Annotated in this window: 18 protein-coding genes; 1 reads left to right on the top strand and 17 read right to left on the bottom strand. The window is 39.3% G+C overall.

The window, feature by feature from the left end; all coding sequences use genetic code 11:
* Nucleotides 1-3 precede the first annotated feature (3 nt).
* The 3 genes from ACYVHJ_RS12590 to ACYVHJ_RS12600 form a co-directional block, all read right to left on the bottom strand.
* Nucleotides 4-1431 (bottom strand): glycoside hydrolase family protein, encoded by a 1428-nt coding sequence (locus ACYVHJ_RS12590; protein ID WP_460515277.1) that lies wholly within the window; start codon nt 1429-1431, stop codon nt 4-6.
* A gap of 447 nt (nt 1432-1878) precedes the next feature.
* Entirely contained in the window at nt 1879-2943 is a 1065-nt protein-coding gene (locus tag ACYVHJ_RS12595) for a zinc-binding metallopeptidase family protein (protein WP_460515280.1), read from the bottom strand.
* Between the two features lie 162 nt (nt 2944-3105).
* Nucleotides 3106-4512 (bottom strand): Gfo/Idh/MocA family protein, encoded by a 1407-nt coding sequence (locus ACYVHJ_RS12600; RefSeq protein ID WP_460515282.1) that lies wholly within the window; start codon nt 4510-4512, stop codon nt 3106-3108.
* Nucleotides 4513-4933: 421 nt separating this feature from the next.
* Between ACYVHJ_RS12600 and ACYVHJ_RS12605 the strand changes: the two genes are divergently transcribed.
* Nucleotides 4934-7861 (top strand): PVC-type heme-binding CxxCH protein, encoded by a 2928-nt coding sequence (locus ACYVHJ_RS12605; protein ID WP_460515284.1) that lies wholly within the window; start codon nt 4934-4936, stop codon nt 7859-7861.
* Between the two features lie 362 nt (nt 7862-8223).
* Here ACYVHJ_RS12605 and ACYVHJ_RS12610 read toward each other — a convergent pair whose 3' ends face one another.
* From ACYVHJ_RS12610 to ACYVHJ_RS12675, 14 genes are all read right to left on the bottom strand, one after another.
* Nucleotides 8224-9723 carry a BNR-4 repeat-containing protein gene (locus ACYVHJ_RS12610; RefSeq protein ID WP_460515286.1) on the bottom strand — a complete coding sequence of 500 codons (1500 nt, stop codon included), beginning with the start codon at nt 9721-9723 and terminating at the stop codon, nt 8224-8226.
* Nucleotides 9724-9793: 70 nt separating this feature from the next.
* Nucleotides 9794-11185, bottom strand: coding sequence for a hypothetical protein (locus tag ACYVHJ_RS12615; RefSeq protein ID WP_460515288.1), 1392 nt, complete (start codon nt 11183-11185; stop codon nt 9794-9796).
* Nucleotide 11186: 1 nt separating this feature from the next.
* A complete protein-coding gene (locus ACYVHJ_RS12620; RefSeq protein WP_460515290.1) occupies nt 11187-11363 on the bottom strand; it encodes a sulfatase/phosphatase domain-containing protein in 177 nt (58 codons plus the stop codon).
* Nucleotides 11353-12606 (bottom strand): alkaline phosphatase family protein, encoded by a 1254-nt coding sequence (locus tag ACYVHJ_RS12625; RefSeq protein WP_460515293.1) that lies wholly within the window; start codon nt 12604-12606, stop codon nt 11353-11355. The genes ACYVHJ_RS12620 and ACYVHJ_RS12625 overlap by 11 nt, the downstream gene beginning before the upstream one ends.
* Nucleotides 12607-12616: 10 nt before the next feature.
* Complete coding sequence (locus tag ACYVHJ_RS12630; RefSeq protein ID WP_460515295.1) at nt 12617-14092, bottom strand: sulfatase; 1476 nt, start codon at nt 14090-14092, stop codon at nt 12617-12619.
* 373 nt (nt 14093-14465) lie between these two features.
* Nucleotides 14466-15458: an aldo/keto reductase gene (locus ACYVHJ_RS12635; RefSeq protein WP_460515297.1), complete on the bottom strand. Its 993-nt coding sequence runs from the start codon at nt 15456-15458 to the stop codon at nt 14466-14468.
* 130 nt (nt 15459-15588) lie between these two features.
* Complete coding sequence (locus ACYVHJ_RS12640) at nt 15589-16278, bottom strand: SGNH/GDSL hydrolase family protein (RefSeq protein WP_460515299.1); 690 nt, start codon at nt 16276-16278, stop codon at nt 15589-15591.
* Between the two features lie 18 nt (nt 16279-16296).
* Complete coding sequence (locus ACYVHJ_RS12645; RefSeq protein WP_460515301.1) at nt 16297-17220, bottom strand: patatin-like phospholipase family protein; 924 nt, start codon at nt 17218-17220, stop codon at nt 16297-16299.
* Nucleotides 17221-17240: 20 nt separating this feature from the next.
* Nucleotides 17241-18047 (bottom strand): DUF6503 family protein, encoded by an 807-nt coding sequence (locus tag ACYVHJ_RS12650; protein WP_460515303.1) that lies wholly within the window; start codon nt 18045-18047, stop codon nt 17241-17243.
* Nucleotides 18048-18513: 466 nt separating this feature from the next.
* Entirely contained in the window at nt 18514-19845 is a 1332-nt protein-coding gene (locus ACYVHJ_RS12655; protein WP_460515305.1) for a carotene biosynthesis protein, read from the bottom strand.
* A gap of 12 nt (nt 19846-19857) precedes the next feature.
* The gene (locus tag ACYVHJ_RS12660; protein WP_460515307.1) at nt 19858-20739 is read right to left on the bottom strand and encodes a hypothetical protein; all 882 of its coding nucleotides are present in this window, start codon (nt 20737-20739) and stop codon (nt 19858-19860) included.
* A 152-nt stretch (nt 20740-20891) separates the two neighbouring features.
* Entirely contained in the window at nt 20892-21572 is a 681-nt protein-coding gene (locus ACYVHJ_RS12665) for a glycosyltransferase family 2 protein (RefSeq protein ID WP_460515309.1), read from the bottom strand.
* A gap of 64 nt (nt 21573-21636) precedes the next feature.
* A complete protein-coding gene (locus ACYVHJ_RS12670) occupies nt 21637-23103 on the bottom strand; it encodes a cellulose synthase family protein (RefSeq protein ID WP_460515311.1) in 1467 nt (488 codons plus the stop codon).
* A gap of 2 nt (nt 23104-23105) precedes the next feature.
* Entirely contained in the window at nt 23106-24650 is a 1545-nt protein-coding gene (locus ACYVHJ_RS12675) for a 4Fe-4S binding protein (RefSeq protein ID WP_460515314.1), read from the bottom strand.
* Nucleotides 24651-24652 lie beyond the last annotated feature (2 nt).

The raw sequence follows: 24652 nt of genomic DNA on the forward strand, positions 1-24652 counted from the left end.
ACACTAATTCTTAGCTAATTCCAACCAATCCTTATCTAAAATTACCACAGGCCAATCACCAATGGGTATATTTTGGAAGGATAATACTTTACCATTTTTAGCGTAATGATCTTCGTCGAGTTCATAAACATTCCCATCCATAAGGTTCAGGAATACAGGATTTTTGATTTTGGTATGTGTTATGGTAAAGTTCACCAATTCGGTATCCATTAGATCCTCAGGTTTCTCACCTCCTATCCATACCGTGATGGCTGTACCCCTCACACCCTTTTTTGTGTAAGAAAAAACGACCAAATCATTTACCTCTTTTAAAACTTCAGCTTTTTCGATTTTGCTAATTTCTCCTGAAAATACACTCACCGTATTTTGGAAGGCTTTATAGGATATTTTTGGTTTTTCTATACTTCCATCCGAGGCCACTTTCAAAAGACCCTTTGAATTGAGGCCTTCCAGATGGTCGCCCATGGCATAATGCATGTCTGAAATCTGAAATACACTCGTAACATCTACGCCGTGGCCCATGTCGCCAAGCATCCTTCTCAGCACCCATTTGGCCTGTGAAATTTCAGACCAGTCATATTTCGTCATCGCCCCAACAGATTGGCCTTTGGGAGTACTGGGTGCACCATTTTCTCCCTGCCAAAGTTCAATTTCAGGGTCAAAGGAGCTAACAAGTTCTCTTAATTTAGCTACTGCCGAATAGGATCTCTCCGGCACAGAATTATAACCATGAAATGAAAGCACATCAAATTGATCCAATTTGTTTTTAGCCTTTAAAATATCCAGAATTGACTTTACATATTCTGTCCTACTCAAACCTGCAAGGCCTAGGGCAATGATTTTAGAATCCGGTTGGATACTTTTGATAATATCCCCAGTACGAACATGAAAAGCAGCAAACTCCTCGGCTGACATTTTTTTACTGATATCCGGTTCATTCCATATTTCCCATTCATTAACTTTGTCCTTATACCGATAAACCATGGCTTCAACCCACTGATCCCATGCTTCCAACGCCTCTTTTGAGGTGGGTATTCCTCCGGCTAAAGCGGCATCTCCACCACCTTCATAAATGGGATTACCATAGGAAACCTGCAGCCATGGTTGCACACCTTGGGACAAAGCATCATCAATTATTTGATCCAACCATTCAAAATCATAAACTCCTTTTATTTGTTCACATTTTGCCCATCCTCCTTGTAGTCGGATACGCTTTGCTCCTGATGGACCAAGGTATCCTTTATACGCATGGTAATCAGCATAATCCCGATCTAAGGTTTCGCCTCCTATAGACCACCTAGAAGATTCTATTTCCTTGGCAGAATAGGTCTTTAGTCTTCCCAGCATATCGAAAGAATAATTTTCTTGGGCCAATCCTTTTTCGTACAATAGACTGAAAAGGACAATAATAAAAATTTTAAGGTATTTCATGGTCTAAATTTATGCTTTGTCAGTTTATATTTTAAGGCCTTTCTTTCTTATTTCAAAGGAATTGCTCCCATTTATTAATTTTTATCCAAAATTTTGGTGCATCATTTTATCCATGCTGAACTCCAATTCCGCCTATGGTCATTGGGGCCTTAATATGAAAAGAAAATTTCGGCCCTGTTTGATTACCTATCTCCACCATTTGCGTTTCAACCCCACTATCAAATGCAAAAAAGCCTCTAAGCTTATCCGTCTTTGAAGTCTGAGGCTTTCAACAAATGGAGAATTGATCATCATTTGGTACAAGTGAGAAACACAAATCTTAATGAACTACTTCAGCGCATATAAAAAGCGAAAAATGAAACTATTGCAGAATTATATTAAATTAAGCCATTAATAATTCAATAGACGATTCCTACTTTTCCTATGCAACTAAACTAGCCGGATCATTTATTTTTCTTGATTCCTATTTCTATGAATAAGTTTATGAATAAATGCCAATTTCTTGCTAACCGGGGCTGAAATAACAAAAGGGTAGGTATCCGGTAGACCCATGCTCCTATTTAAACTATTTAAGGACAAAGACAAAGAAGTCCATTGATTAAGAAGCATTGAAAAATCCACATAGCCATAGGCATCCTTAGTAAATTGAGTGGAAACAATATCAGGAATCCCTGTTAATTTGGGGTTTATAGTCAATCCAAAAGCATAAGCTGTCTCTAAAGTATCCACTATATGAAGGTAATGCGCCCATGATTCCGCCCAATCTTCCCAGGGATGTGCACTGGCATATGAGGAAATAAAGTTCTCCTGCCAGTTTTCAGGAGCACCCTTACTGTAATGTGTATCCAACGCATCGGAGTAGGACATGCTTTCGTCTCCAAAAACAGACCGGAATTTTTCCAGCCATTCCGTTTCTGCGATCAATACTTCCCAATAATAATGACCGATTTCATGTCTGAAATGTCCCAAAACGGTCCTATATACTTCGTCCATTTGTTTTCTAGCCATGGCCCTTTCTACATCGTCAGCCTCGGCAATGTTCATGGTAATAATTCCGGAAGCATGTCCAGTCAATACCTTTTTCTGATTTTGACTGGCCTTGAACTCAAAGCCCAACCCTTTCCCGGAGGATTCATCCCATGGAAAAAAGGGCAGATTCCAACGCAATAAGGCATAAACCAGTCTGTGCTTGGCTTGTTCGATCTTAATCCACCTTTTTCTAAAGGCAGGATTAACCAAATCCGGTATCACTCGGTTTAGTGAACAGGCCCTACAAAAACGGTCTTTTGAGGCATAAGGAATCAACCAGTTGCAGGCATCTAACTTATTATTTTCGCAGAAGCGAAAGGCTACTTTGGCTTCATCCTTTGTAGTAAAATAGCCATTGGATTCCTCAAGAGCAAGCAGGTCAAGACTATTTGGGTCAAAGCCCAATGAGGACTGACAATGACTACAATGGGTGTTTTCAAAAAAAGTCAGCTGCCGGCAATGGCCACATTGGAAAAGTTTCATGGTTTACGTTTTAGGCAATGTAACGAAATTCAGCGATAAAAAAATAAAACAAGAATTTCGAATTCACTTATGAAATTTAGGCTTGCAAACCATTTACCATTGTCAATAAACCAACATAATGGATTAAGGCTTATGACTTAAATTAAGCCATAAGCCTTCAATTTATATTTTATCAGGCACCACAAAGGGTTCTCTGTATATCCTTGAAAGCATGGTATCTGCTTCCGAGTCATTGGCAAAGCGCTCATAATCTCCCATAAATTTTAACTCGCGTTTCACTCGGTAAGAAATATTGGCCAATAATGGCAAGGCTGTTGAGTAGAAGCCTTCTCTCATGTCACACTGTAACATTTTATGATCTCCTGAACGAATGGTCTCAATAAAATTGGAGAAGAGTGTGGCGGTTTGTTCTACATTATCTTTGGAGCCGGCAAAGGGTTTTGTCTCTCGATGATGGAAAGCTCTCCATGAATTGCCACTGATTTCCAACCAGCCATCTTCTCCATAAAAAAGGTTACCTACTTCTTGACCTCCACTGCCTTCATGGTTGGTATATCGACCTCGGGCTTCATATTCCAACAAAGTTCCATCAGTATATTTGAATAACCCGGATTGAATATTTGGCGTTTCCTGTCCGGACTTATCATGTCCATAGGTGTTTACATCTCCATAAACCCTGGTTCCCGGTGTACAATTTTCAGGCGGACAATCATCCAAGTTAAAGCCATAAATGCCACCCATGGAATATATGGTTTCAGGATGTTCATTTTTTTGCAGTCCCCATCGGGCAATATCCAATTGATGGGTTCCTGTATTTCCGGAGTCTCCATTTCCTGTATCCCAGTACCAGTGCCAATTGTAATGACTTTTTTTCTCATTATAAGGGCGGTAAAGCGCAGGTCCAAGCCACTGGTCATAATGAAAACCTGCAGGAGGAACACCATTTTCAGCCGTTCCATAGGAGTTTCTCAGCTTAAAAGTCAGGGCTCTGGCCATATAGACTTTACCGATTCCACCCTCATGCAAAAATTGTATGGCTTCCCTAACATTTTTGTAAGATCGATTGGTTAGTCCCACCTGCACCGTTAATCCGGTTTTCTGAGCGGCTTGAATCATCTTCCTTCCCTCCCATATATTATGTGAGGCCGGTTTCTCTACATATACATGCTTACCAGCCTGCATCGCCCAGATGGAAGCCAAGGCATGCCAATGATTGGGCGTGGCAATAGAAACAGCATCTATCTCCCCATTATCTAACACTTTTCTTAAGTCCCATTCCAATTCAGGCTTCACCCCTGTTCTATCTCTCACAATCTTTGCCTTTGCATCAAATAAGTTTTCATCGGTATCACAAAGCACATTTAGGGTTACATTATGGCTGTCTTTAATATTGCAGTAATTGTCAATATGGACAGTACCCTGGTTTCTAATACCGATTTGGGCAAGACGAATCCGGTCATTCGAACCTATGATGGATGCATAACTTTTAGCACTAAAGGCCATTGCCCCAATGCTTAGCCCCGCAGAGCCTAATGCTGATTTTTTAATAAACGCTCTTCGTTTTGTCATGTTGATTTGAGATAAAATTTGGGTGAACAGCATAATAACCATAATTAATAATTAATTGAAACAAAAAGCGAATTTTTACATGCATCTTTTACTAAAAAGAAAAAAAAAACAATAAATAAACTCTTGCTGAGCCGGGCATTGAAATCAATGAACATGTTCTACCGTGAAAAGAAGCATGCATAATTCGTTTTTTTCAAACTCATAGAACCAAAAAATCCAAGTAAGTTTATCCATGAAAAGAACTATACTGTTTTGCTTACCATTATAAGATTGAAATAAAACATTGAAATTTTTTCCCTCCATCTAACATTGCTTTCCATTGACATGATTTTTTTATACTTTTAACCTCTTCTGCGATTTGATAATTAGTCAATAGATTACTTGATCAAGCGCAAGCCAAAAACCTTTAATATCAATTAACATGCATAAAACCTTAAATAATCTAACACCCAAAATTTTTAGCAAAAATTCTTTGGGTGGAATTATTATCTGCCTTTCCTTCTTGAGCACTAGCTGTAAAGAGGAGGTTCGGGAAGAACCTTTCTCTTTAAATGAAAAATTTTATTCCGAGGACACACAACTCTATTTACCGGATGATTTGGAGGCAAGCTTATGGGCTGAATCCCCTCTTTTTTTCAATCCAACGAATATGGATGTAGACGCCAAAGGAAGAATCTGGGTTACTGAAGCCCTTAATTATCGTTTATTTCGTAATGACCCCAACAAATTTAAGCATCAGGAAGAAGGAGACAGGGTCATGATTCTTGAGGATAAAGACGGTGATGGAAAAGCTGAAAGCTCAAAGGTTTTTGTCCAAGACAAAGATTTAACTGCTCCCTTGGGTATTTCCGTAATAGGCAACAAAGTAATTGTTTCTAGCGGGCCTTCCGTGATCATCTATACAGATGAAGACGGTGATGACAAACCGGACAACAAAGAAATATTCTTAACCGGATTTGGCGGATATGATCATGATCATGGCTTACATGCCATGATGGCCGGGCCCGATGGAAAGTATTATTTTAATGCAGGAAATGCCGGACCACATATAGTAACAGACAAAAGCGGATGGACCCTCCGATCAGGAAGTTTATACAACGGGGGTTCCCCGCATATAATTGACAATGAGCCGGGAATGGTAAGTGACGATGGTAAAGTTTGGGTTGGGGGTATTGCCATGAGCATCAACCCTGATGGTACAGGCTTAAAGGTATTGGGTCATAATTTCAGAAATTCTTATGAATTGGCCCTAGATAGCTATGGCAATATGTGGCAAAATGACAATGATGACGATGGCAACAAAGGGGTACGTGTTTCTTGGTTAATGGAGGGTGGCAATATGGGCTATTTCAATACAGATGGCTCCAGAAAATGGCAGGCAGATAGACGGCCGGGCCAATCCATCCCTATGGCACATTGGCATCAAGATGACCCCGGCGTAATCCCATTTGGGGACAATACCGGTTCAGGGTCCCCTACTGGCATCACTTTCTATGAAAGTGATTTGATGGGAGAGAAATACCAAGGCACCCTACTCGCAAGTGAAGCTGGAAGAAACGTAATTCTTGCTTACAAACCTGAAGTTAAAGGTGCAGGTTTTGAACTAAAAAGGCATAACTTGATTACTTCCTTGCCTGAAGAAGAAGTGGAAGATGCAAAAAGCCGAGCGACAGATGCAGACAAAACCAAATGGTTTCGGCCAAGTGATGTAGTAGTCGGAACTGATGGTGCCATCTACGTGGCCGATTGGTACGATGGCATGGTAGGTGGACATCGAATGATAGACAGTACGGGCTTTGGTAGAATATATCGAATTACCCCTAAAGGTAAAAAATTAAGCCGTCCTGAGATTGACTTATCTACTACCCAAGGACAAATAGCTGCTTTAAAGAATCCTGCCGTCAATATTCGAAATGCCGGCTTTGGCTTGCTTGCATCCCAAGGTGCTCAGGCAGTAGATGCAGTAAAAGAAGTGTTGAAGGATAATAACCCTTACCACCAAGCAAGGGCCATTTGGCTTCTTTCCAAAATGGGCAATGAGGGGGTTCAAATTGTTGAGGAGCAGTTGGAGGCCGGTAATCCTGATTTAAGGTTAACGGCATTCAGGGCTTTGAGACAGGTTACACCTGATATTTTGCCCTTTGCCAATAAGTTAAGTAAAGACCCATCTGCTGCAGTACGTAGGGAAGTAGCAGTGGCCATGAGGGATATGCCGATGAATCAGGTAGAAGATGTTTTAATTGAGCTGGCCTCTCACCATGAGGGTGATGACAGGTATTATGTAGAGGCATTAGGTTTAGCCATGGATGGCAAAGAAGAAGAGGTCTACCCAACTCTTTTGGAAGAGTTAGGTGCTGAAGCCCTTGATTGGAACCCGGGTTTTGAAGACCTCACCTGGCGTTTGCATCCCAAGCAGGCAGTCAACAGCTTGAAAAAAAGGGCCATGTCTACACAATTAACAGAGGCGCAACGAAAAAAAGCCGTAACAGCGCTCGGCTTTATCAATGACCAAAAAGCAGTAAATGCCATGCAAGAAATTGCTGCTTCGGATATTGCGGATGTGAAAGACCAGGCTTTGTGGTGGTTAAGGTATAGAAGAAACAATGAATGGAATGGTTTTGAGATGGAAATTCCTGAATTAAAAGCCAACCTAAGCCCGGAAATTCAAAAGGAAATGTTGGCGAATAAATCCATTCTAACTCAAAACAGCAGCTTGGAAGCAGAAAAAATAAAAGCAGCCCAGGCCATGGCGAAAGACAAAACCGGTGGCATGATGTTGATTGGTTTGGCAGAAAAAGAAGCACTTTCGGAGCAATTAAAAACCGAAATTAGTAAGGTGATTTTCCAAAATCCTGAACAAGCCATTCGTGTATTGGCAGGTGATTATTTCAGTAAACCTACAACAGCACAGGACATCACATTGGAGGATGTAAGTGCGATAGAAGGCGATGTAGCTAAAGGAAAGCAAGTTTTTCTAGGCAAATGTGCCACCTGTCATCAAGTAGGTGATGAAGGCCGTAACATTGGCCCAAATTTAAGCATGATTGGAGCCAAGCTTGACCAGAATGGTTTGTTTGATGCCATCAGCAATCCAAGTGCCGGGGTGGCCTTTGGCTATGAAATGTGGCTGATCAGCTTAAAAGATGGAACTGTTGCTTATGGATTTCTACAGGCTGATGGGCCCATTGTTGTTTTGGAGGGACTTCAAAATGAAGTATACAATATACAAGCAGAAGACATCGCCTCAAGAAAAAGATTCGCGACCAGCATTATGCCAAAACCTTCTGACTTAGCATTGAATAAAACCGATATTTCAAACCTTACCGCATATTTGCAGGGATTGAAATAGCAACCCATAATAAAAATTAGAAAGGAATCGCCAATCATTTTCCTGTGTCATAGACAGCAAAATGATTGGCGATATTATTTTAACCGAAATAGGAAATAGTAATACCTGGACTTTACCTAAATACAAATCAATCGATTGGATACTGCAGCAAAGCCAAAAAACGCTGATCTGGGTCAATAAAGCTACAAAGCACCCGATTTTGAAGTGATTTCATCTGATAATACAATACCTATTTCATATGTTTGGTTAAACATTAAAATATTGAAACGTCAATTAACAAGCATTAAAACTTCTCTGCCTAATTGGCGACAACATACCAGCTAAGGAAGCCCTTATTAAGGGATCAATTATTAAGGGATCAATTATTTTTTCAATTTCACTTTTTTACTTTTCATTTTTTGCGGCAACATGGATACATTGCCTTCTTTATCGCTAATAAATAAACGAGATTCAGAAGATTTTCTACCATGGCCATCTGCCCAAATGGCATAAAAATCAGGATGTGCATTGACCGGTCTTCTTGCGTAGGTGTGATTATAGGGACTATCAGCAGTCATTTGCTTAACCATCTCCCAAGATTTTCCTTGATCAGTGCTTTGCCAAAGGGCAATTTCTCCTCCCGGGTTATAGGGCTGTGGCCCTACTTCAGTAGGAGCAATTATACGCCAAGTACCTTTTTCATCAATATAAAGGGACCCCATATCGTAGTTATTATCCGAATTAGTAACGTCGTTGATTTCCCACTCCGTGCCATTCCATCGGGCTGTCCTCCAAGTTCTAGGGCCATTTTGTGGCCCTGCTTCAAAGCCTTTGGAAGTTATAAAAAGAATTACAGGCCTGTTTTCATTGTCATAGGTTATGTCCTTCATATAGACATTAAGGTTTTCATCGTAATAATTGTAAACCAACCCTGCATTTTCTATGGAAGTCAAAGGTAAAGACAAAGCAGTACCATCGGCTGCTCTCCACGTTTCTCCAAAATCAGGTGATTCCACATAATAAAGGTTGGTTCGCCAGTTTAAGCCGTTCTTTTCTTTAGTATCCGGATGAAAATTAAAGGCAGAGCCAACCAACTCATTTCCAACAGCACTGATTTGGTAATGCCCTTTTTTGATGGCTGCGATGCGTTTCCATTCTGACCAGTTTTTTCCATCCCGGCTAGTCATAAAGCAAATCGTTCGGTCTGCCGGATATTTGTACCGTGTAAAAAAGCTTACAAAGCCTTTATCCGGAACATTCCAAGTCTGCATATAGGAGAAGTTATCCAGAGGCACTTTTTCTCCATTTTCTAATTTATTAGCCTCCACCACTTCAAATGATTTTATATCATAGGGTTTGCGGCTTCTGTGAACATAAGAAGGCCTAGAAGTACCATGGGAGGTAGAGAATAAATAAATATAACCATCCTTATCTATAGAAATGATGGGATTGTCATGTGCATCTATGGTGTTTTTATCCAATACTAATGTTGGCTTGGGCACTTCTCCGGTTTCATGATCATAGTAGGAAACCATGTGATACAAAGTAGAATTCTCAGCATCTGTTCCTCCATAGCAAAAGAAGGTTTTATTTACCTCTTTCCGGTAAATTGCTATTGGATTGTGCTTGGCAGTATAGGTGGCCAATCCTCCACTATATTTAAATTTATATTCATTGTCTAATGGCTGGTTCATGTACCATATTCCATTGTAGCCATCCTGCTTTTTATTGACTAAAACACCATCATGCCTTTGTAGGTCTGGATGTAACTTGGCGTTTTCCTCTTTAGATTGTTTATTCTTTGACTGGGCTTGTCTTTGCACGGAACATCGGGCAAACAATAAGGAGATAAAGATCAATAGGACAATTTTTGTGTTTTTCATGTATCGATTTTAAAAAAAAATATAACAATTACTATCAAAGTAAAATTACAAATACCCTCTATTCCCCTCCTTACTTTGCCCATACTTTATTAAGTAAAATTGCTGCTGTATCGACAATTTTGTATCCGGCTTCGGGTTCTAGGCGTGTCCAGCTTATGGGAGAGCCGGAATATCCCCCACCAAGTAATCCATAGATGGTTGGGCAGTAACCATTGTATCCGTCTGTCATCCCCACCACTATGGTGCTTTCTCCCGGGCTCCTTCTTTTAATATCAAGACCAAACTGACTAAACAACTCACATGGTTGGGTTACCATGGCAAGCCCCCCAATTCTTAGGGCATGAACAGGCAAAATATCAAAGGGATTTTCACCAAAAGTTTCTTGAAGGTGTACCGATCCAAAAGCCATGATCATTTCCATTCCTCGAATAGGCTCACCTTCATCTATGCGCTTTAGAATTGCCTGGGATTTGACAAGTGTACCGGTATCGGGCAACCTAACTTTTACTTTTAAATCATGGTACTCGTGGGCCAATTTAGGGCTTGTTTCATAAGTTATGCTTTCATATAGTCGCATGGTCTCTTTTACCACCTGATCAGTAATTCTAGCCATTTTCTCTTCATCAGATTCAGACTTTTTATCCAGCATATTTTCCATGCTGATATCTCCTTGCGCACCATTGAGAAACAGCACGGGAAGGTCATCCCTGAATTTTTCTCTGAAGGTCTTCCTCACTTCCCCGGGGAAATCCGAAGAAAATACCCCATCGGCATAAAAAATGGTGGGATGGGTGGTATTATGGTAAAGGATTGACAATAGGTTTCCCTTAAGGTCTGCAGCAAACATGGCCAAATGCTGGGGGTCATCAGGCCCTTCCAAACCTGCAAAATCAGTTCTGCTTGCATCCCCGTGCATCGAATGGGTACCATCTGCCCAGGTTAAGCGACGGTTGTAGCCTATCTGCGCCTCACCTTCAGCCCAACCGATTTTTCCAGGTACTGCGTTTTTAACAGCTTCTTTTGCCAATGAAACCATCCTTGGTACCAAGCTTTCCATATAAGCTGTATCAAGAGGCATCAAATAGTTGGTTTTCACCAGAGAGGGACCTCCATGGGTATGGGTCGATGAAATTAATATATCTCTAGGCATAATCCCTGTAGCTACACCCATGGCTTCCCGCAACCTTACATTCAACCCCGCTTCCATACCAACCAAATCACAACTGACCAATAGCATTTGAAACCTTCCTTTGGAAATGTAAAGCCCATTGGCTTCTAAGTCATCTCTAACCTTAGTGGCTTTTTTGGGCACTCCGGCTCCCTGAACCCAGCTGTTTAATTCCGGGGTAATTACTGTCGAAGCTGCACCAATTTTTAGAATTTCCGATTGGCCAAGGCCGGAAAGCGGATTTATTATAATTATGGCCAAAAGGACATGGATTAATGGCTTCAATTTTAACATTTTAATATTTTTTTAGGTTAATTTTCATTTCTTCTAAAATCTCTTGGTAGGACGGTTGATCGATGATATTATTCAGCTCATAGGGGTCTTTTTTTAAATCATACAATTCATCCATATTTTGAAGATCGGTATATTGGATGTATTTAAACTGAGTGGACCGAATGCCTTTATACCCCATACCAAACCATATCCGAATAGTACTCCATATAAAATGATGTCCTCCAGTTATCCGGCTCTTCTCCATAAATTAAAGGTTTCAAAGACCTTCCATCCATTAAACTAACCTTTCCTACCCCTGCAAAATCAAGCAATGTGGGAGCCAAATCGATATTCAAAGCCATCTGATCTACAGAAAATCCTTTTCCGGTAAGGGGGAGGTATCGGAAAAGCAAAGGAATTCGCAAGGACTCTTCATAAGCCAATCTCCTTTCTTCATTTAAACCATGCTCTCCATAAAAATACCCATGATCTCCGGTGAATACCACAATGGTATTATCTTCAAGCTTTTTGCTTTGGAGGATATCCAGAATTTCACCCAACCCTTCATCAATGGCCATCAACATTTCTGCTCGGCTCCTTATCACTTCCTCCTTGGTCGCTGTGGCTTTGCCTAATTCCGGCAACCCTTCAATTTCTCGCATCAATGCAGGTTTATCTTTTGGGGTAACAAAGGCATTTGGTCGGCGCTTAAAAATGGCCCCCTTATACTTGTCCTTATGTCTCTTGGCAGGGACAAAACCCCCGTCACCAATATTGGTAACCTTGCCTGAGGCATCTTGATGAAGGTTGGGATGTAGGCCCTTATGAGAAAGGTATAATAAAAATGGTTTACGCCGTTTTTCATTTATAAATTCAAGTGCATAGGCTGTTAAAATATCGGTAACATATCCTTCTCGATGTGTTTCTGATCCGTTCACATTAAAATCCGGGTTGATTGCTTTTCCTTGTCCTTTTAGTGCCACCCATTGATCAAATCCGGGTCTGGGAGTATTGTCATTGCCCATGTGCCACTTTCCAATAAAGGCGGTTTCATAACCCTCTTTCTGTAATTTGGCCGGAAATGTTTTCAATTGATGACTTAAAGTGCTTCTATCCGTATTGTCAATGATTCCGTGGGAAAAGGCATATTTCCCTGTTAAAAAACTGGCCCTACTAGGCGAGCATAAAGGTGTGGTGGCGAAGGCATTCTTAAATAAAACAGCATTTGTGGCCAACTTGTCAATGTTCGGCGTTTGGATATAATTGTGTCCTCCAAGGCCAAATTCGTCCCAACGCAAATCATCTACCAATACAAACACCATATTGGGAGCAGGTTTATTTAGGATTGATGTTTCATTGTTCTCGGATTTACAGCCTAATAACACCAAGCTTAAGAAAACAGCTATTCTCTTAAACTGAACATGAAAATTTAAAAGGTTCATTCTTATGTGTTTAAGGTAGGGCAATATTGCCTCTCGCGGCCATATGTTGCTTTAAAATCTCACTCATTTCTGATATGATCTTTTGATTTTTTGGATCCGCCGCAATATTTTGATTTTCATTTGGGTCTATTGTTAAATCAAATAGCATATTGGCTTTTACCTGCCCGGATTTATCATAGAATTCAGTATAAGAATGGGTCTGGGTAATTATTGTTTCTCCTCCTAAATTGGACCTGCCAAACAAGGCTTTTTTACCCTCAGAGCTTTGACTTTCAAGAATGCTTGCAAAGCTTTTTCCTTGCAGGTGAAAAGGTGGATTAATACCTGCCAGCTCACACAATGTTGGGAAAATATCCACGGTTTCCACCAAGGCCCCATGTTTTACATCCGTGGGTTTACCCGGTACTTTAAATATTAAAGGTATCTTCAAAGAGGTGCTAAAATTGGAATGCTTGCACCAGAGCCCATGTTCCCCCAATTGCCAGCCATGGTCTCCCCACAACACCACAATGGTCTCCTCTTCCAATTCAAGGTTTTCCAGCGCATCCAACACCCTACCGATTTGAGCATCCACATAGCTAACACTAGCATAGTAACCATGAATTAGCTTTTTTGAAAGGCTTTTTGATAATGGTCCTTTTTCAGGAATATTGGAATAAGCCCGAAGTTCACTGAATTCATGAAGGGCTTCTTTAGGTGCATTTTGAGGGGGGTAAAAATTATCAGGCAATTGAATCTCGGCTTCATCATAGAGTTTCCAATACCTTTGAGGAGCATTAAATGGTAAATGAGGTTTTTTAAACCCAACTGCTAAAAAGAAGGATTCCCTACTGGCTCTAAATTGCTGTAATTTCTCCACTGCTTTGGTAGCTATTTTCCCATCTTGATAGACCTCATCTGCAATCTCTGGACTTTCAAATGCAGGACCTCTTTTGGGTAAATTGTGATTATTTCTTGGATTTGAATTGAACTGCCTCTCTTCATTGCGTTTTTTAAAAATGTCAATGCTTTCTTCTGCTTGATAATCCCAATCAGTGGTGGTGATAACCGGTCTCCATATTTCATCCCAACTGCCTATACCGTCATTAAAATTGTTATAAACCTTTCCTAGAGAGACTGTGGTATAATGGTTATTTTTAAAATGCATGGGCAAGCTTACAATTCCCGGAACATCCGTATCTTGGGAACAATTCCATCCATTAAACCGATTGGGGCTCCCATATAAGCCGGATAAAAGTATGGCTCTGCTTGGCCCACATACTGGATAGTTGACATAAGCACGATTAAATAACTGTCCCATCCTTGCCAACCTGTCAATATTGGGAGATTTGATAAAGGATTTCCCATAGCAAGCCAATTCCGGTCGCAGATCATCCACCATAATAAACAGAATATTAGGCTTTTTTAAAGCATTTTTAGTCAGCTGAGCATGGCTTTGGAAAGCTAAACTTACAAGCATAAAAAACACAATAAATTTTCTCAACATAAACTCAAAAGTTAATTAAATGGCTGAACTGAATTGTGATTTCTTTTTCTAATAGTAATTCTATCAAGAGGCAAGGCCATCTATTCTGATGGAAATTACTGATTACTCAATTTCATTTTATAAATTATCATAATCACTCATTAAATCCAAATGAAATTTTATGAAGTGAAAATATACATGCCAAAAGATCGTGATTCCCTAAAAAATACTGTGTTATGCCTAGGCCAGTATTCCTCCCGGCATGAACCAATACTTTTCACTTTTATAGGCTACTTTTCTAAAAATTTATCCACTAAAAAATAAAAAACTGGCCAATATTAATTCAGCAGGAATCAATATTGGCCAGTCCTAATTAGGTATTCCTTATAAGCAATTATACCACCCTACTTACAGATTCCCATAGGTCAGCATTGTTGCCCAACTCCTCTTTAAGAGGAAGGGTGATTTCATTCAAATGATTAACCATATCCGGAGTAAGCTTAACTTCCATGGTTTTTAAGTTTTTCTTTACCTGATCGGCATTTCTACCCCCCACAATGGGAGCAGCCACACCCTCTTGTGCCAAAAGCCAAGCAAGGCTTAGGTTACCCATTGAAATATTGTTTTCATCAGCAAAACCCTTAATTTTATTCAAAGTTTGAAAGGTCAATGCTTCACATCCTTCATCCTGATGCCTGGCTTGTGGTCTTTCCTTGGTAAAGTGTCTAGTTCTTGCCCTATCATCAGGTACTTCAGCAGCAGAAGCAAATTTACCTGTAAGTAATCCTTGCATAATGGGTGAGTAACACAAGATTGGCACATTATCAGTTACGCATTGAGGCAGAATGCTGAATTCTATGGCCCTGAAGATTAAATTATAGGCCATTTGATTGCTACTGATTGTAAAGCCTGAGTCTTTGCAAGTATCCAAACTTTTGTTTCCGAAATTAGACACCCCATAAGCCCTAATTTTCCCATCATCTTTTAGTTTTTGGAGTGCACCAAGGGTGTCTACCAAAGGTATTTCAGGATTTGGCCAATGTAGCTGGTAAAGGTCTATATAATCCGTCTTAAGGTTCTTTAGCCCTTTTTCACAGGCTTTGATTACGTTTTCGGGAAGAAAGTCCTGTGGACCTACCTTAGACGCGATAATGATATCTTGCCTTTTGTCGCCCAAGGCTTCTGCCAAAAGGTTTTCAGAGGCACCATTGCCATATGCTTCTGCGGTATCAAAAGTAGAGATCCCCTTATCAAATGCTTCACGCATCGCATCCAAAGAGTCTTTCTTGTCCTGATGCCCCCAATTAAAACCGCCTACTACAGCCCAACAGCCAAAAATTAATCTTGAAATTTCAAAATCTGCATGAGGCAACTTATAATTTTCCATAATTATTATTAATGATTATATATAAAATAATTTATTAAATTTTCAATTTCAGTCCATCGTAAAAGCATATTGACCTTTAATCCCACCACAAAAACGGATTAATTATTGATCAAGCAAAAACAAATCAATCCTATTTGGTACCAGTAGATAGGCTACTCAAAAACCCGGCAATATAAGCTGCTTGTTTGGCTCGGGTCTCCTCCCCAAAATGAACATGATCAGTAAAAAGGCCTTCTCCAAGGTTTAAAGTAAATTGATGAAGGTCTATGATCGGAACCTTCCGAGATTTAAATATAGTATCTGCTACCTCATTGTACTTTGCCACATCGGCAGCATATCTATGAAATGTTTGCTGTTTAGAATTATGTTGAGCATCATCCACCGGAGTGGTTCTCACCCAAACCATTGAGATACCTTTTTTAGTTATTAAGTCATAAATCTGCTCAAGATTTTGCTTATAAGTTTCTAGGTCTACCTGTTTTTTTCCGGTTTGTACATCCGTTTTAATGTCATGAAGGCCGCAATTGATCAACAGTACATCCGGCCGAAAATCGGGTGCTTTAAGTTGATTTTGCAAATAAGCCAGCACCCTATCAGAATCACCCCCATTGGCATATTTAGGTTTTTCTTTACTTTGAGGACTGGAGGGTTCCTCTCTTTTTCTGTCATAGAAGTACTTCCCGTTCAGGTATTGCTCCAAATAGGGACCATATTGCATGGAAATGCTGTCACCCACTACAAATAACTTAGGTTTATCGGCATTGTTCCAATAAGTAATAAAAAGCCCTATTTTTAGGATTAATAAAATTTTGTTCACCATTATCATACACCTTAAGGTTTACTTTTCTAGTCCCACTGAAATACATTTGCAGACAGGGTTTTGCTCCCTGGCAAAGTTTTTACCTTGACGCCACCACTTTTTCATTTGATAAGGGTCAAATATTAGTGAATTCTCAGTCAGTTGGGCAGGAGGATAATAAAAGTTCAATTTAACTTCACGATTTCCACTTAATAATTCACCTATTTTTATGTCATCACTGCTGATCTGATCCAACATAAAATCAAAAGCCCTGGTGGTAAGCTCCAAGGCATTTCTTACTGGTCTTTTTAACTCCCTTCCCGCTTTGGCCTTCAAAACAATGACATCTACTTCAGTTGCTCCTCTGTAAATGGCCTCAGAAATGGGAACCAAGTCTGCAAATCCACCATCTGCATACTCACTTCCATCTTTTTCCAAAAGACTCATAAAAGGCACAATATTGGAAGAAGCCCAAATCCATTGACAGAAATCTATATAGGAACAATCTTTCAGCCTTTTGTATTCCACGGTATTTGTACTCAGATTAGACACCGTCACATATACTTCAGCGGAGTTGTCCTTCATCCTTTCAAAGTCTGAAGGGGTAATGATCTTTTTAATCAACTTAAAAAGATTTTTGCTTTCACCAAATGTCTTTTTCCTCTTCAAAAACATTTTGATTATTCCAAAGTGATTGATGCGGGTCTTATAAACCCCCTTATCTTTATAAACAATAAATGGATTGGAACTGAAAATAGAATCTTGGGTAACAGTGGTATAAATGGCCCTGATTTTTTCAATCTCGTCTATAGAGAGCAGGGGTACCAACAAACTGCCAGTAGAAGTGCCGACAAATATATCATAATTGAAGTTACATTCTCTTATCAGGTATTCGGCAATTCCTCCACCAAAGGCACCTTTGCTTCCTCCTCCTGAAATAACCAATGCTCTTTTATATTGCATTCCTTAAAACTTGAAATAATTCAATTGACAAATTTAACCTGAATATCTTCCAACAGAATTTCAGACAATAGTTTGAGTTCTCCGTTCTTAAATAATTCAGCTAAACCTTCAACGGATATGGACTCGTCTTCAGGTTTATAGTTTTCATAATCTTGCAAGACTAAACCCGAAACTTCGTGGGTATTGATAGCTTTCCTAAACCTTAGCCCTCCCCCATCAGTATGGTATGAATAGGCCAAATAATCTATCAGATAAGTATCTTTGTTGATCCAATACAAGAATTCGTCTTCAAAATCTTCTCCCCCTCCCTCTTCTTTAAAGGTAACTTTTATTAAATGATAATCCTTACCCTCGATTATTTCAGAACCCAATGATTTTTTGATGACAGCAGCATCATTGAGGCCATAGGGCAAAAATGCAAAATAAGCTACAGAATTAACAGAATTGGTGTAAGCAAGCTTGTCTTTCTCAGGCAAAGAAACCTTTTCACCGTCTACTTCTCTACTAAAACCTGATTTGTTTAAAATATCTACAATTTTTTTACCCTCATCAGTAAATGCACGAGTATAACTATAAGCATTAGGAGACTTAAAAATCTTGTATTGTCTTTCCCTGAAGGTAAAACTAATTTCTGCAGATTTATACAAGTCTCCTCCATGGGCCTCAATTGATTGATTGACGATGGTTTCGGCCTTATTAGGTGTTTTGCATGCTGCAGCTAATACTAATAAAAACAATAGGTACCATTCCTTTTTAACCGGATTTTTGTTCTTACTTATCATTCTTCCAAATAAACCTAATATTAAACTTTTACCTGCATATTTCATAACTATTCTTTTTTTTAGCCCAGAGTACCCATAAAATTTCAACATCTATTCATAACCTAACTCGCTATAATAAAATTAAAGGACTCGTGGTTTTTTGCTAGGAAAGGAAATTACTTGCATAAATGTAATCTTAAAAACCCGGACCAAATTAAATTGATAAAGGCTAACCGGACCAATCCTTAATTTTTTGCCTTCCCTGAACCAATAAAAAAGAAACGTACCAAAAAACCTAAGGTTGTACCCATTAAATAGGTTTAGACAAGATTGCCTTTTTCATTGGCATTAGAATGAATGTAAAACTGCAAACTATAAATTATAGCCTATTTCCTAATTGTAGAAAAAGGTTGTTTGGAATATTAAACCTTTCGCTTATTTCTCTATTTGGGTTTGCTTAAAAAATGATGATAAACCTGCGTTAATGGCCCATAGTGAAGGATATACGGGTTGGGATTCCGGGTACCTTTTGCTACTCGAACCGATTTAAAAGGGGGATTTTCTTTTTCCTCAAAGATTTAATTTGATAGAGAAAGAAAGCCAATAATAGCAAATACTCTAAAGCTACGATCAGGTAATTTTCTTTGTAACTCGCATCTGCGTAAGCATGATAAGATAAAAAAACCAGTCCACTCCATCCTACAAAAATATAATTTGCAGTAAAAAGGCTTACTCCTAAAGCAGGTATCAGGTACCAGGGATGCACCGTTGTCTGAAGCAATAGAAATACTAAATACATCCATACAATTTTACGCGCCAAGCCACCTGTGTTGATTTCCTTGTTGGTGAAACCAATGATCAATAAGCTGATGGCTGCAAGAATATTCAGGCTAGGCCCAAGAGTTCCAATAGGGTTATAATCTATAAAAAAACCTGAAAACCATCTCAGCAGATAATACAGAGAAGCATTGAATTCAAAGGTACTTTGGTAAAGCCGAAAACTAGCATAAAAATTCATTAGCTGTCCACTTGCGAGCAAAGGGGTGAAAAATAAAAGTAACAGAAAGACGGTCATTAAGGAAAACTTAATGAAATTCTTTTTTTTCCAAGCATTTACCCATATGGGTGCAGTAAGTAATGGACTTAATTTGATACCCACTGCCATGCTCCAACCTAAAGCCGTTTTTTTTTCATCCTTATGACAATAAAAGTACAATGCCATGAGCAATCCGGTCAATACCATTCCTTCAAAATGAAGGTTTCCTGTGAGCTCTATGATAACCAATGGGTTAAAAGCATACCAAGCCAATTTGTAAGCCGGGATTTGCAGCCGGGATAAAATTTCTTTTATCAACCACAGATTGACCATCTCAAAAAGGAGCACTATGCTTCTTAAAGAAATTATATTTAGGAAAATATCCTCTCCAACCCAAGTGGCCATCCAGAAAAACAACTGATGTAAAGGAGGGTATACCGAGAAATATTGTGGGGAATTCATTTTGTCCAGCAGCATTTGCCAATATCCATTACTCACTAATACACCACTTTTAAACCAATCTTCGGGTAAGGCAGCATAAGGATTAATTCCTTTTCCTACCAGATGGCCATCGAAAAAATACCTATAAAAATCATCGGAGAGCACCGGCTCCGCCCCTAACAGCAGCAAACGCAAGCCCAGAGCCAAAGCACCAATCCAAATAAAGGAATAATTAAGTTTTTTAGCTTGATCAACCAAAAATAGATAGGATAAAAAACCTACAGTAAATAAAGCTAACTGTGGTACGAAAGCAGAACGAGGCAGAAAGTATCCCATTCCAATAATGACCAAGGCATAAATAAAAATTGCGAAATAGCTTTTCAACATTCTTATTTGTTATCAATCAAGTTTTAATTCATCACGTAGAAATTCATCTTCGCCTGCATTTCTGTTCCAGTAATCAATAACTTTTATTCCTTTTCGCTCTGCCTTTGTAACTTCTTTTTCACCATTTTTATTGGTATGTTCTTCCTGCCAACCCAAAATTTGATAGGGAAATTCTTTTTCGTAATTTATTTTCAATACACGATTTCCAGAACTATAAGTCACCTCAACCTGACTTCTATTTTCACTAATATCTAGTGTCCGAATAAAAACTTCTTCTGCGATAAAATCCCTGTGACTGAAGCGCTGATAGATTAGGGAAGGCAACATCATCACACTGCCTTTTGGTACTAGATTGGGGTTAATTCTTATCAAGTTCCATAAGTCATCCTCCATAAATCCTTCTATAGAAAATGATTTTTCACCCTCTTTCTCAAAATAACTAAACAGTTCACCTTTGTAGTCATCGCCACTTTTTAAATTTACCTGCGTGAACGACTGCCCACACCACTCTTGAGAGGAAGCCGTAAACTTCAATCCCTGAGAAGCTTCTTTAGTGGGTGTGAAAGCAGATAACATCATATGGTAAGGGTAAATCCCCGTGACAAATGTTCTGGTTTGGTTCATTTTCAACACTGAAATTTTGTCCCTACCTGCCTCATTAGGAGCATCCAATTTTAAATGCTTCTTCCTTGAAAAATCCTCGGTTACAAAAATTAGTACGGCCTCTCCTTCTCTTGCTTCCCCATACCGGTATTGTGTAAGATTATAACTATTGATTTCAGCTTTTCCCTGAAACCAATAATCTCCCCACTCCTTAAAATCTACATTTTCTCTTTGAGGTCTGTTGCAAGCAAAACTTAGAAGAATTAAGAACACAGCGATACAAGTTTTCATATGACTTCCTTTTATGTATAATTTAATGAAAATAAACCAATTGACCTCAAATCAACCGTATGACAAGCCTATTCCTACAACTTTTATTTCCGTCGACCCCAAGGCCAATTAAGAAAAAGGACACATTCAGCAAGAAGAATCAATTTAGCATTTCAGCGGTACTTCCAAATGGTCCATAGAATTTTATATCCTGCGCCAAATACTCCCTTAATTGTCCCACTGACCTTCGATACACCAATTCTTCGTCTATAATTCACCGGTACTTCTGTATAAGTCAATCCTTTTTTCACAGCTTTAATTTGCATTTCTATGGTCCATCCATAATCTTCATCCTGCATTTTAAGGGCTTTTAGCTTGTCCCAACGAATGGCCCTAAAGGGGCCCAAGTCTGAAAAATCAGCGTCAAACAACTTATACATCAATTTTGTTGCCAACCAGTTTCCGAAAATTTGAGGTAAGGTCATGGAACCATTTTCCCTGCTTCCCTTGGCCCTGGAGCCAATGACCATATCCGCATTCTTTTGAATGATAGGCTCCACAATAGTAAGCATTTCCCTAGGGTAGTCGCTGTAATCCGCATCTAAAAAAACCACTATATCAGGAGATTGCTCCAATTCGTCAAGGTAGGCAAGTCCTTTAAGGCAGGCTTTGCCGTATCCTTTCTGGGGTTCATCCAAAACTATTGCCCCAGCGGCTAAACTCACTTTTCTCGTATCATCATTGGAGTTGTTATTCACCACAATAATATTTCGAACAATATCCGGAATCTCTGCAATAACTTTGCCTATCGCATTGGCTTCGTTAAAAGCCGGAATAACAACATCTATCAACATAAAATGAATATGTGTTTTTTATTTGAACTTGATAAGTAGGTAGTTTTGGAAGTATTGCTATTTTTCAAGAATGAATCAGGTAGCTTTTAAATGAACTAATGCTTACCAAGCTAAATCCTACAGCCAGCATGCTGTGAAACACAAGCATTTCGTAAGTGCCTGTATACAGAGAAACAGCTACCATCAAACTAAATACTATGGCCAAAAGGGCTTCTAAATAGGCAGTAGGAGGAATTTTTAATTGGTTATAAGTATTGCTTACCCAGTTGCGCCCTTCTCCTGACAAATTGTATTTTGGGGTTCTAACAAATGGTGATTTTTTACCGGTCAAACCTTCCCATACTGCTTGGGCGTTGTGGACAGATAGTCCCATTGAAACAGCCAGAAAGACAGGCAACTCCCATAAAAATCTAAGGAAGCTTTTGAAAGTGAAATGGCTAAGGTTTAGATTGGCAAAAAAGTATACCGAGGCTATGATCACAAAACCAAAAAGGAAAAAAGCTGCAAGTTTAAAATATTCCAAAGGAACAAGTCCTTGATAAAAACCCCACCAAACAGGGATGCTTGATAAGCTAACCAATAAAATGGCGATAAAAAGGGTTGAGTTTAGTAAATGAGCCGTTGCATGGATTTTCACTTTCAAGGGAAAAGAGCCCTTCAGTACATGTCCAAGATGTTTTCTGGCACATTCTGCCCCACCTTTGGTCCAGCGAAACTGTTGTGACTTGATGGCTGACATTACAGGTGGAAGTTCTGCCGGTGACACCACATCAGGTCGATAAATAAAATCCCAACCCTTCTGTTGTGCCCTATAACTCAGGTCAAGGTCTTCTGTGAGCGTATCTGCATGCCAATCTCCAGCATCCAGAATACAAGATTTTCTCCATATGCCTCCGGTTCCATTAAAGTTGATAAAAGCCTTTTGTGCATTCCTACCCATCTGCTCCACCATAAAATGCGCATCTAAAGCAAAAGCCTGTAAACGCGTGAAAAGTGAATAGTCTTCATTCAAGTGTCCCCACCTGGATTGAACCATACCCACTTTTTCATCCTTAAAATGCCCCACTGTTTTCAACAAAAAATAAGGATCAGGCACAAAGTCAGCATCAAAAATTGCAATCAATTCTCCTTCTGCAACCTCCAAACCTTCTTTTAAAGCCCCTGCTTTAAATCCTTGCCTATCCGCTCTATGTATATATTTGAAGTTTACTTCAGGAAATGATTTCAAACAGCTCTTAATAATGTCAACTGTTTCATCAGTGCTGTCATCTAAAATTTGAATTTCCAGTTTTTCTTTGGGGTAATGCATGGATGCGATGGCTTCCATCAACCTCTCCACCACATATTTTTCATTGAAAACAGGCAACTGTACCGTCACCTTGGGAAGACCTTTGTCATCCAGGGATGCCATAGGCATTTTACTATCCTTAAATTTGAAAAAATGCCACAATAAATTGGCCTGTGCAAAACTATAAAACAATACAAAACACATGGCCAAGCCATATATTACCAAAGACAAATTAATCAACATTTCTATACTTTTGCTTTAACTGAGTCATTACCAATAATAATGGGCATATCATTGATCCTACCTTCTTCTTTTCCATTTTCCAACTTCAATACACCTCGGGGGCATACCGCAGAACATACACCGCAGCCCACACAGGAGGATCTGACAATGTTTTGTCCCCTTTGGGCATACCACCTTACATCAATGCCCATTTCACAATATGTAGAGCAATTGCCACAGGAAATGCATTGTCCACCATTGGTGGTAATTCTAAACTTGGACTTGAATCTTTGAACCATTCCCAAATAGGCGGCTAAAGGACAACCAAACCTACACCATACTCGGTTCCCCATAAAAGGATAAAACCCGGTACCAACCACTCCTGCAAAGATAGAACCTATGGCAAAACCATAAATTGAATGAATTTGATCAGTGGCTTGCCCTAAGAGTTCAAAGCTCATAAAATAGTTGAGGATAGTAAGGGCGGTCATGACTACAGCAAAAACCAACACCCCATGAACAAGGTACCGTTCAATCTGCCAAGATTTAAGCGATTTATCAGAAAGTTGACGGTATGGATCCCCCAAGGTTTCAGCCAGCCCTCCACAACCGCATACCCAACTACAGTACCAGCGCTTTCCATACAAATAGGTAAATAAAGGCACCCCTATTACAATTAATAATATACCAAAAATAAGCATAAACATGCCTAATGCACCGGAATTTAACATTCCCTCAATTCTATATTCATAGAAAAAAGAATAATCCAGAGGCCAAATATTTTTGAAGTCGTGCCAAGGCTTGTTTAAAAGCACCAATATTTCAGGAAGCAAAAAGGCAAATGACAATTGGAAAAACATCACAGAAGAGGTTCGTATCATTTGATATTTATTCCCTTTATATTTCCTAAACATGCGAAGCCCCATCACCACGATGGCCAATGAATAAATAAACCCGTATAAAAACCATTGACTGGCTGGCCCTCCTGACAATGCCTGACTCAAGGGATCTACCATCAAAACCAGATTGGTAAGGTATTCCGGATACCAGTACAGTACAATATAAAATAATATCAGGTATGATCCGGTAAGCATACCTAACCAACCTCTTGCCATCATGGAAGAGAAAAATATGCCATCATTTTTTATTCCTGCAGGCTTTCCCCTATAAAGAGGTAGGATATAAAACAATCCTCCTATTACAGTAAGCCCTATGGAAGCCATCAAATAAAGTAATGGTGAATCATTGACCGGTCCCATTGAAGCTGCCTTGGTAAGGATGAAGGTATAATCATCCCATATGACCTTGTCCCACTCCTGATTGGCTTTCAACTCCTCATTATAGGTATTAAAATGGTCTTTAAAAGAACTGATAAAAGAAAGATTTGAAGTATACACCTTTCCAAACATGGGTTGAAGCACCTCTACCATGGCTTCGGTATGGATTTCCTTGGTGTTCTCTATGGTTGTTTTCTCATCCAATTTGTAGCTACCTAAAAATGGGATAATAGTGAAAAACAGCAAACCTAATAAGGTAAGGAGTACGCCAAACTTCTGTAGAATATTCATAA

The sequence above is a fragment of the Cyclobacterium sediminis genome, from assembly GCF_054781075.1.

Bases quoted from the DNA above. Each gene is read 5' to 3' on its own strand.
- ACYVHJ_RS12590 (WP_460515277.1), bottom strand. From the start codon at position 1,431: ATGAAATACCTTAAAATTTTTATTATTGTCCTTTTCAGTCTATTGTAC.
- ACYVHJ_RS12650 (WP_460515303.1), bottom strand. From the start codon at position 18,047: ATGAAATATGCAGGTAAAAGTTTAATATTAGGTTTATTTGGAAGAATG.
- ACYVHJ_RS12605 (WP_460515284.1), top strand. From the start codon at position 4,934: ATGCATAAAACCTTAAATAATCTAACACCCAAAATTTTTAGCAAAAAT.
- ACYVHJ_RS12620 (WP_460515290.1), bottom strand. From the start codon at position 11,363: ATGGGGTATAAAGGCATTCGGTCCACTCAGTTTAAATACATCCAATAT.
- ACYVHJ_RS12665 (WP_460515309.1), bottom strand. From the start codon at position 21,572: ATGTTGATAGATGTTGTTATTCCGGCTTTTAACGAAGCCAATGCGATA.
- ACYVHJ_RS12670 (WP_460515311.1), bottom strand. From the start codon at position 23,103: ATGTTGATTAATTTGTCTTTGGTAATATATGGCTTGGCCATGTGTTTT.
- ACYVHJ_RS12630 (WP_460515295.1), bottom strand. From the start codon at position 14,092: ATGTTGAGAAAATTTATTGTGTTTTTTATGCTTGTAAGTTTAGCTTTC.
- ACYVHJ_RS12615 (WP_460515288.1), bottom strand. From the start codon at position 11,185: ATGTTAAAATTGAAGCCATTAATCCATGTCCTTTTGGCCATAATTATA.
- ACYVHJ_RS12610 (WP_460515286.1), bottom strand. From the start codon at position 9,723: ATGAAAAACACAAAAATTGTCCTATTGATCTTTATCTCCTTATTGTTT.
- ACYVHJ_RS12655 (WP_460515305.1), bottom strand. From the start codon at position 19,845: ATGTTGAAAAGCTATTTCGCAATTTTTATTTATGCCTTGGTCATTATT.
- ACYVHJ_RS12645 (WP_460515301.1), bottom strand. From the start codon at position 17,220: ATGCAATATAAAAGAGCATTGGTTATTTCAGGAGGAGGAAGCAAAGGT.
- ACYVHJ_RS12660 (WP_460515307.1), bottom strand. From the start codon at position 20,739: ATGAAAACTTGTATCGCTGTGTTCTTAATTCTTCTAAGTTTTGCTTGC.
- ACYVHJ_RS12600 (WP_460515282.1), bottom strand. From the start codon at position 4,512: ATGACAAAACGAAGAGCGTTTATTAAAAAATCAGCATTAGGCTCTGCG.
- ACYVHJ_RS12635 (WP_460515297.1), bottom strand. From the start codon at position 15,458: ATGGAAAATTATAAGTTGCCTCATGCAGATTTTGAAATTTCAAGATTA.
- ACYVHJ_RS12625 (WP_460515293.1), bottom strand. From the start codon at position 12,606: ATGAACCTTTTAAATTTTCATGTTCAGTTTAAGAGAATAGCTGTTTTC.
- ACYVHJ_RS12595 (WP_460515280.1), bottom strand. From the start codon at position 2,943: ATGAAACTTTTCCAATGTGGCCATTGCCGGCAGCTGACTTTTTTTGAA.
- ACYVHJ_RS12640 (WP_460515299.1), bottom strand. From the start codon at position 16,278: ATGGTGAACAAAATTTTATTAATCCTAAAAATAGGGCTTTTTATTACT.
- ACYVHJ_RS12675 (WP_460515314.1), bottom strand. From the start codon at position 24,650: ATGAATATTCTACAGAAGTTTGGCGTACTCCTTACCTTATTAGGTTTG.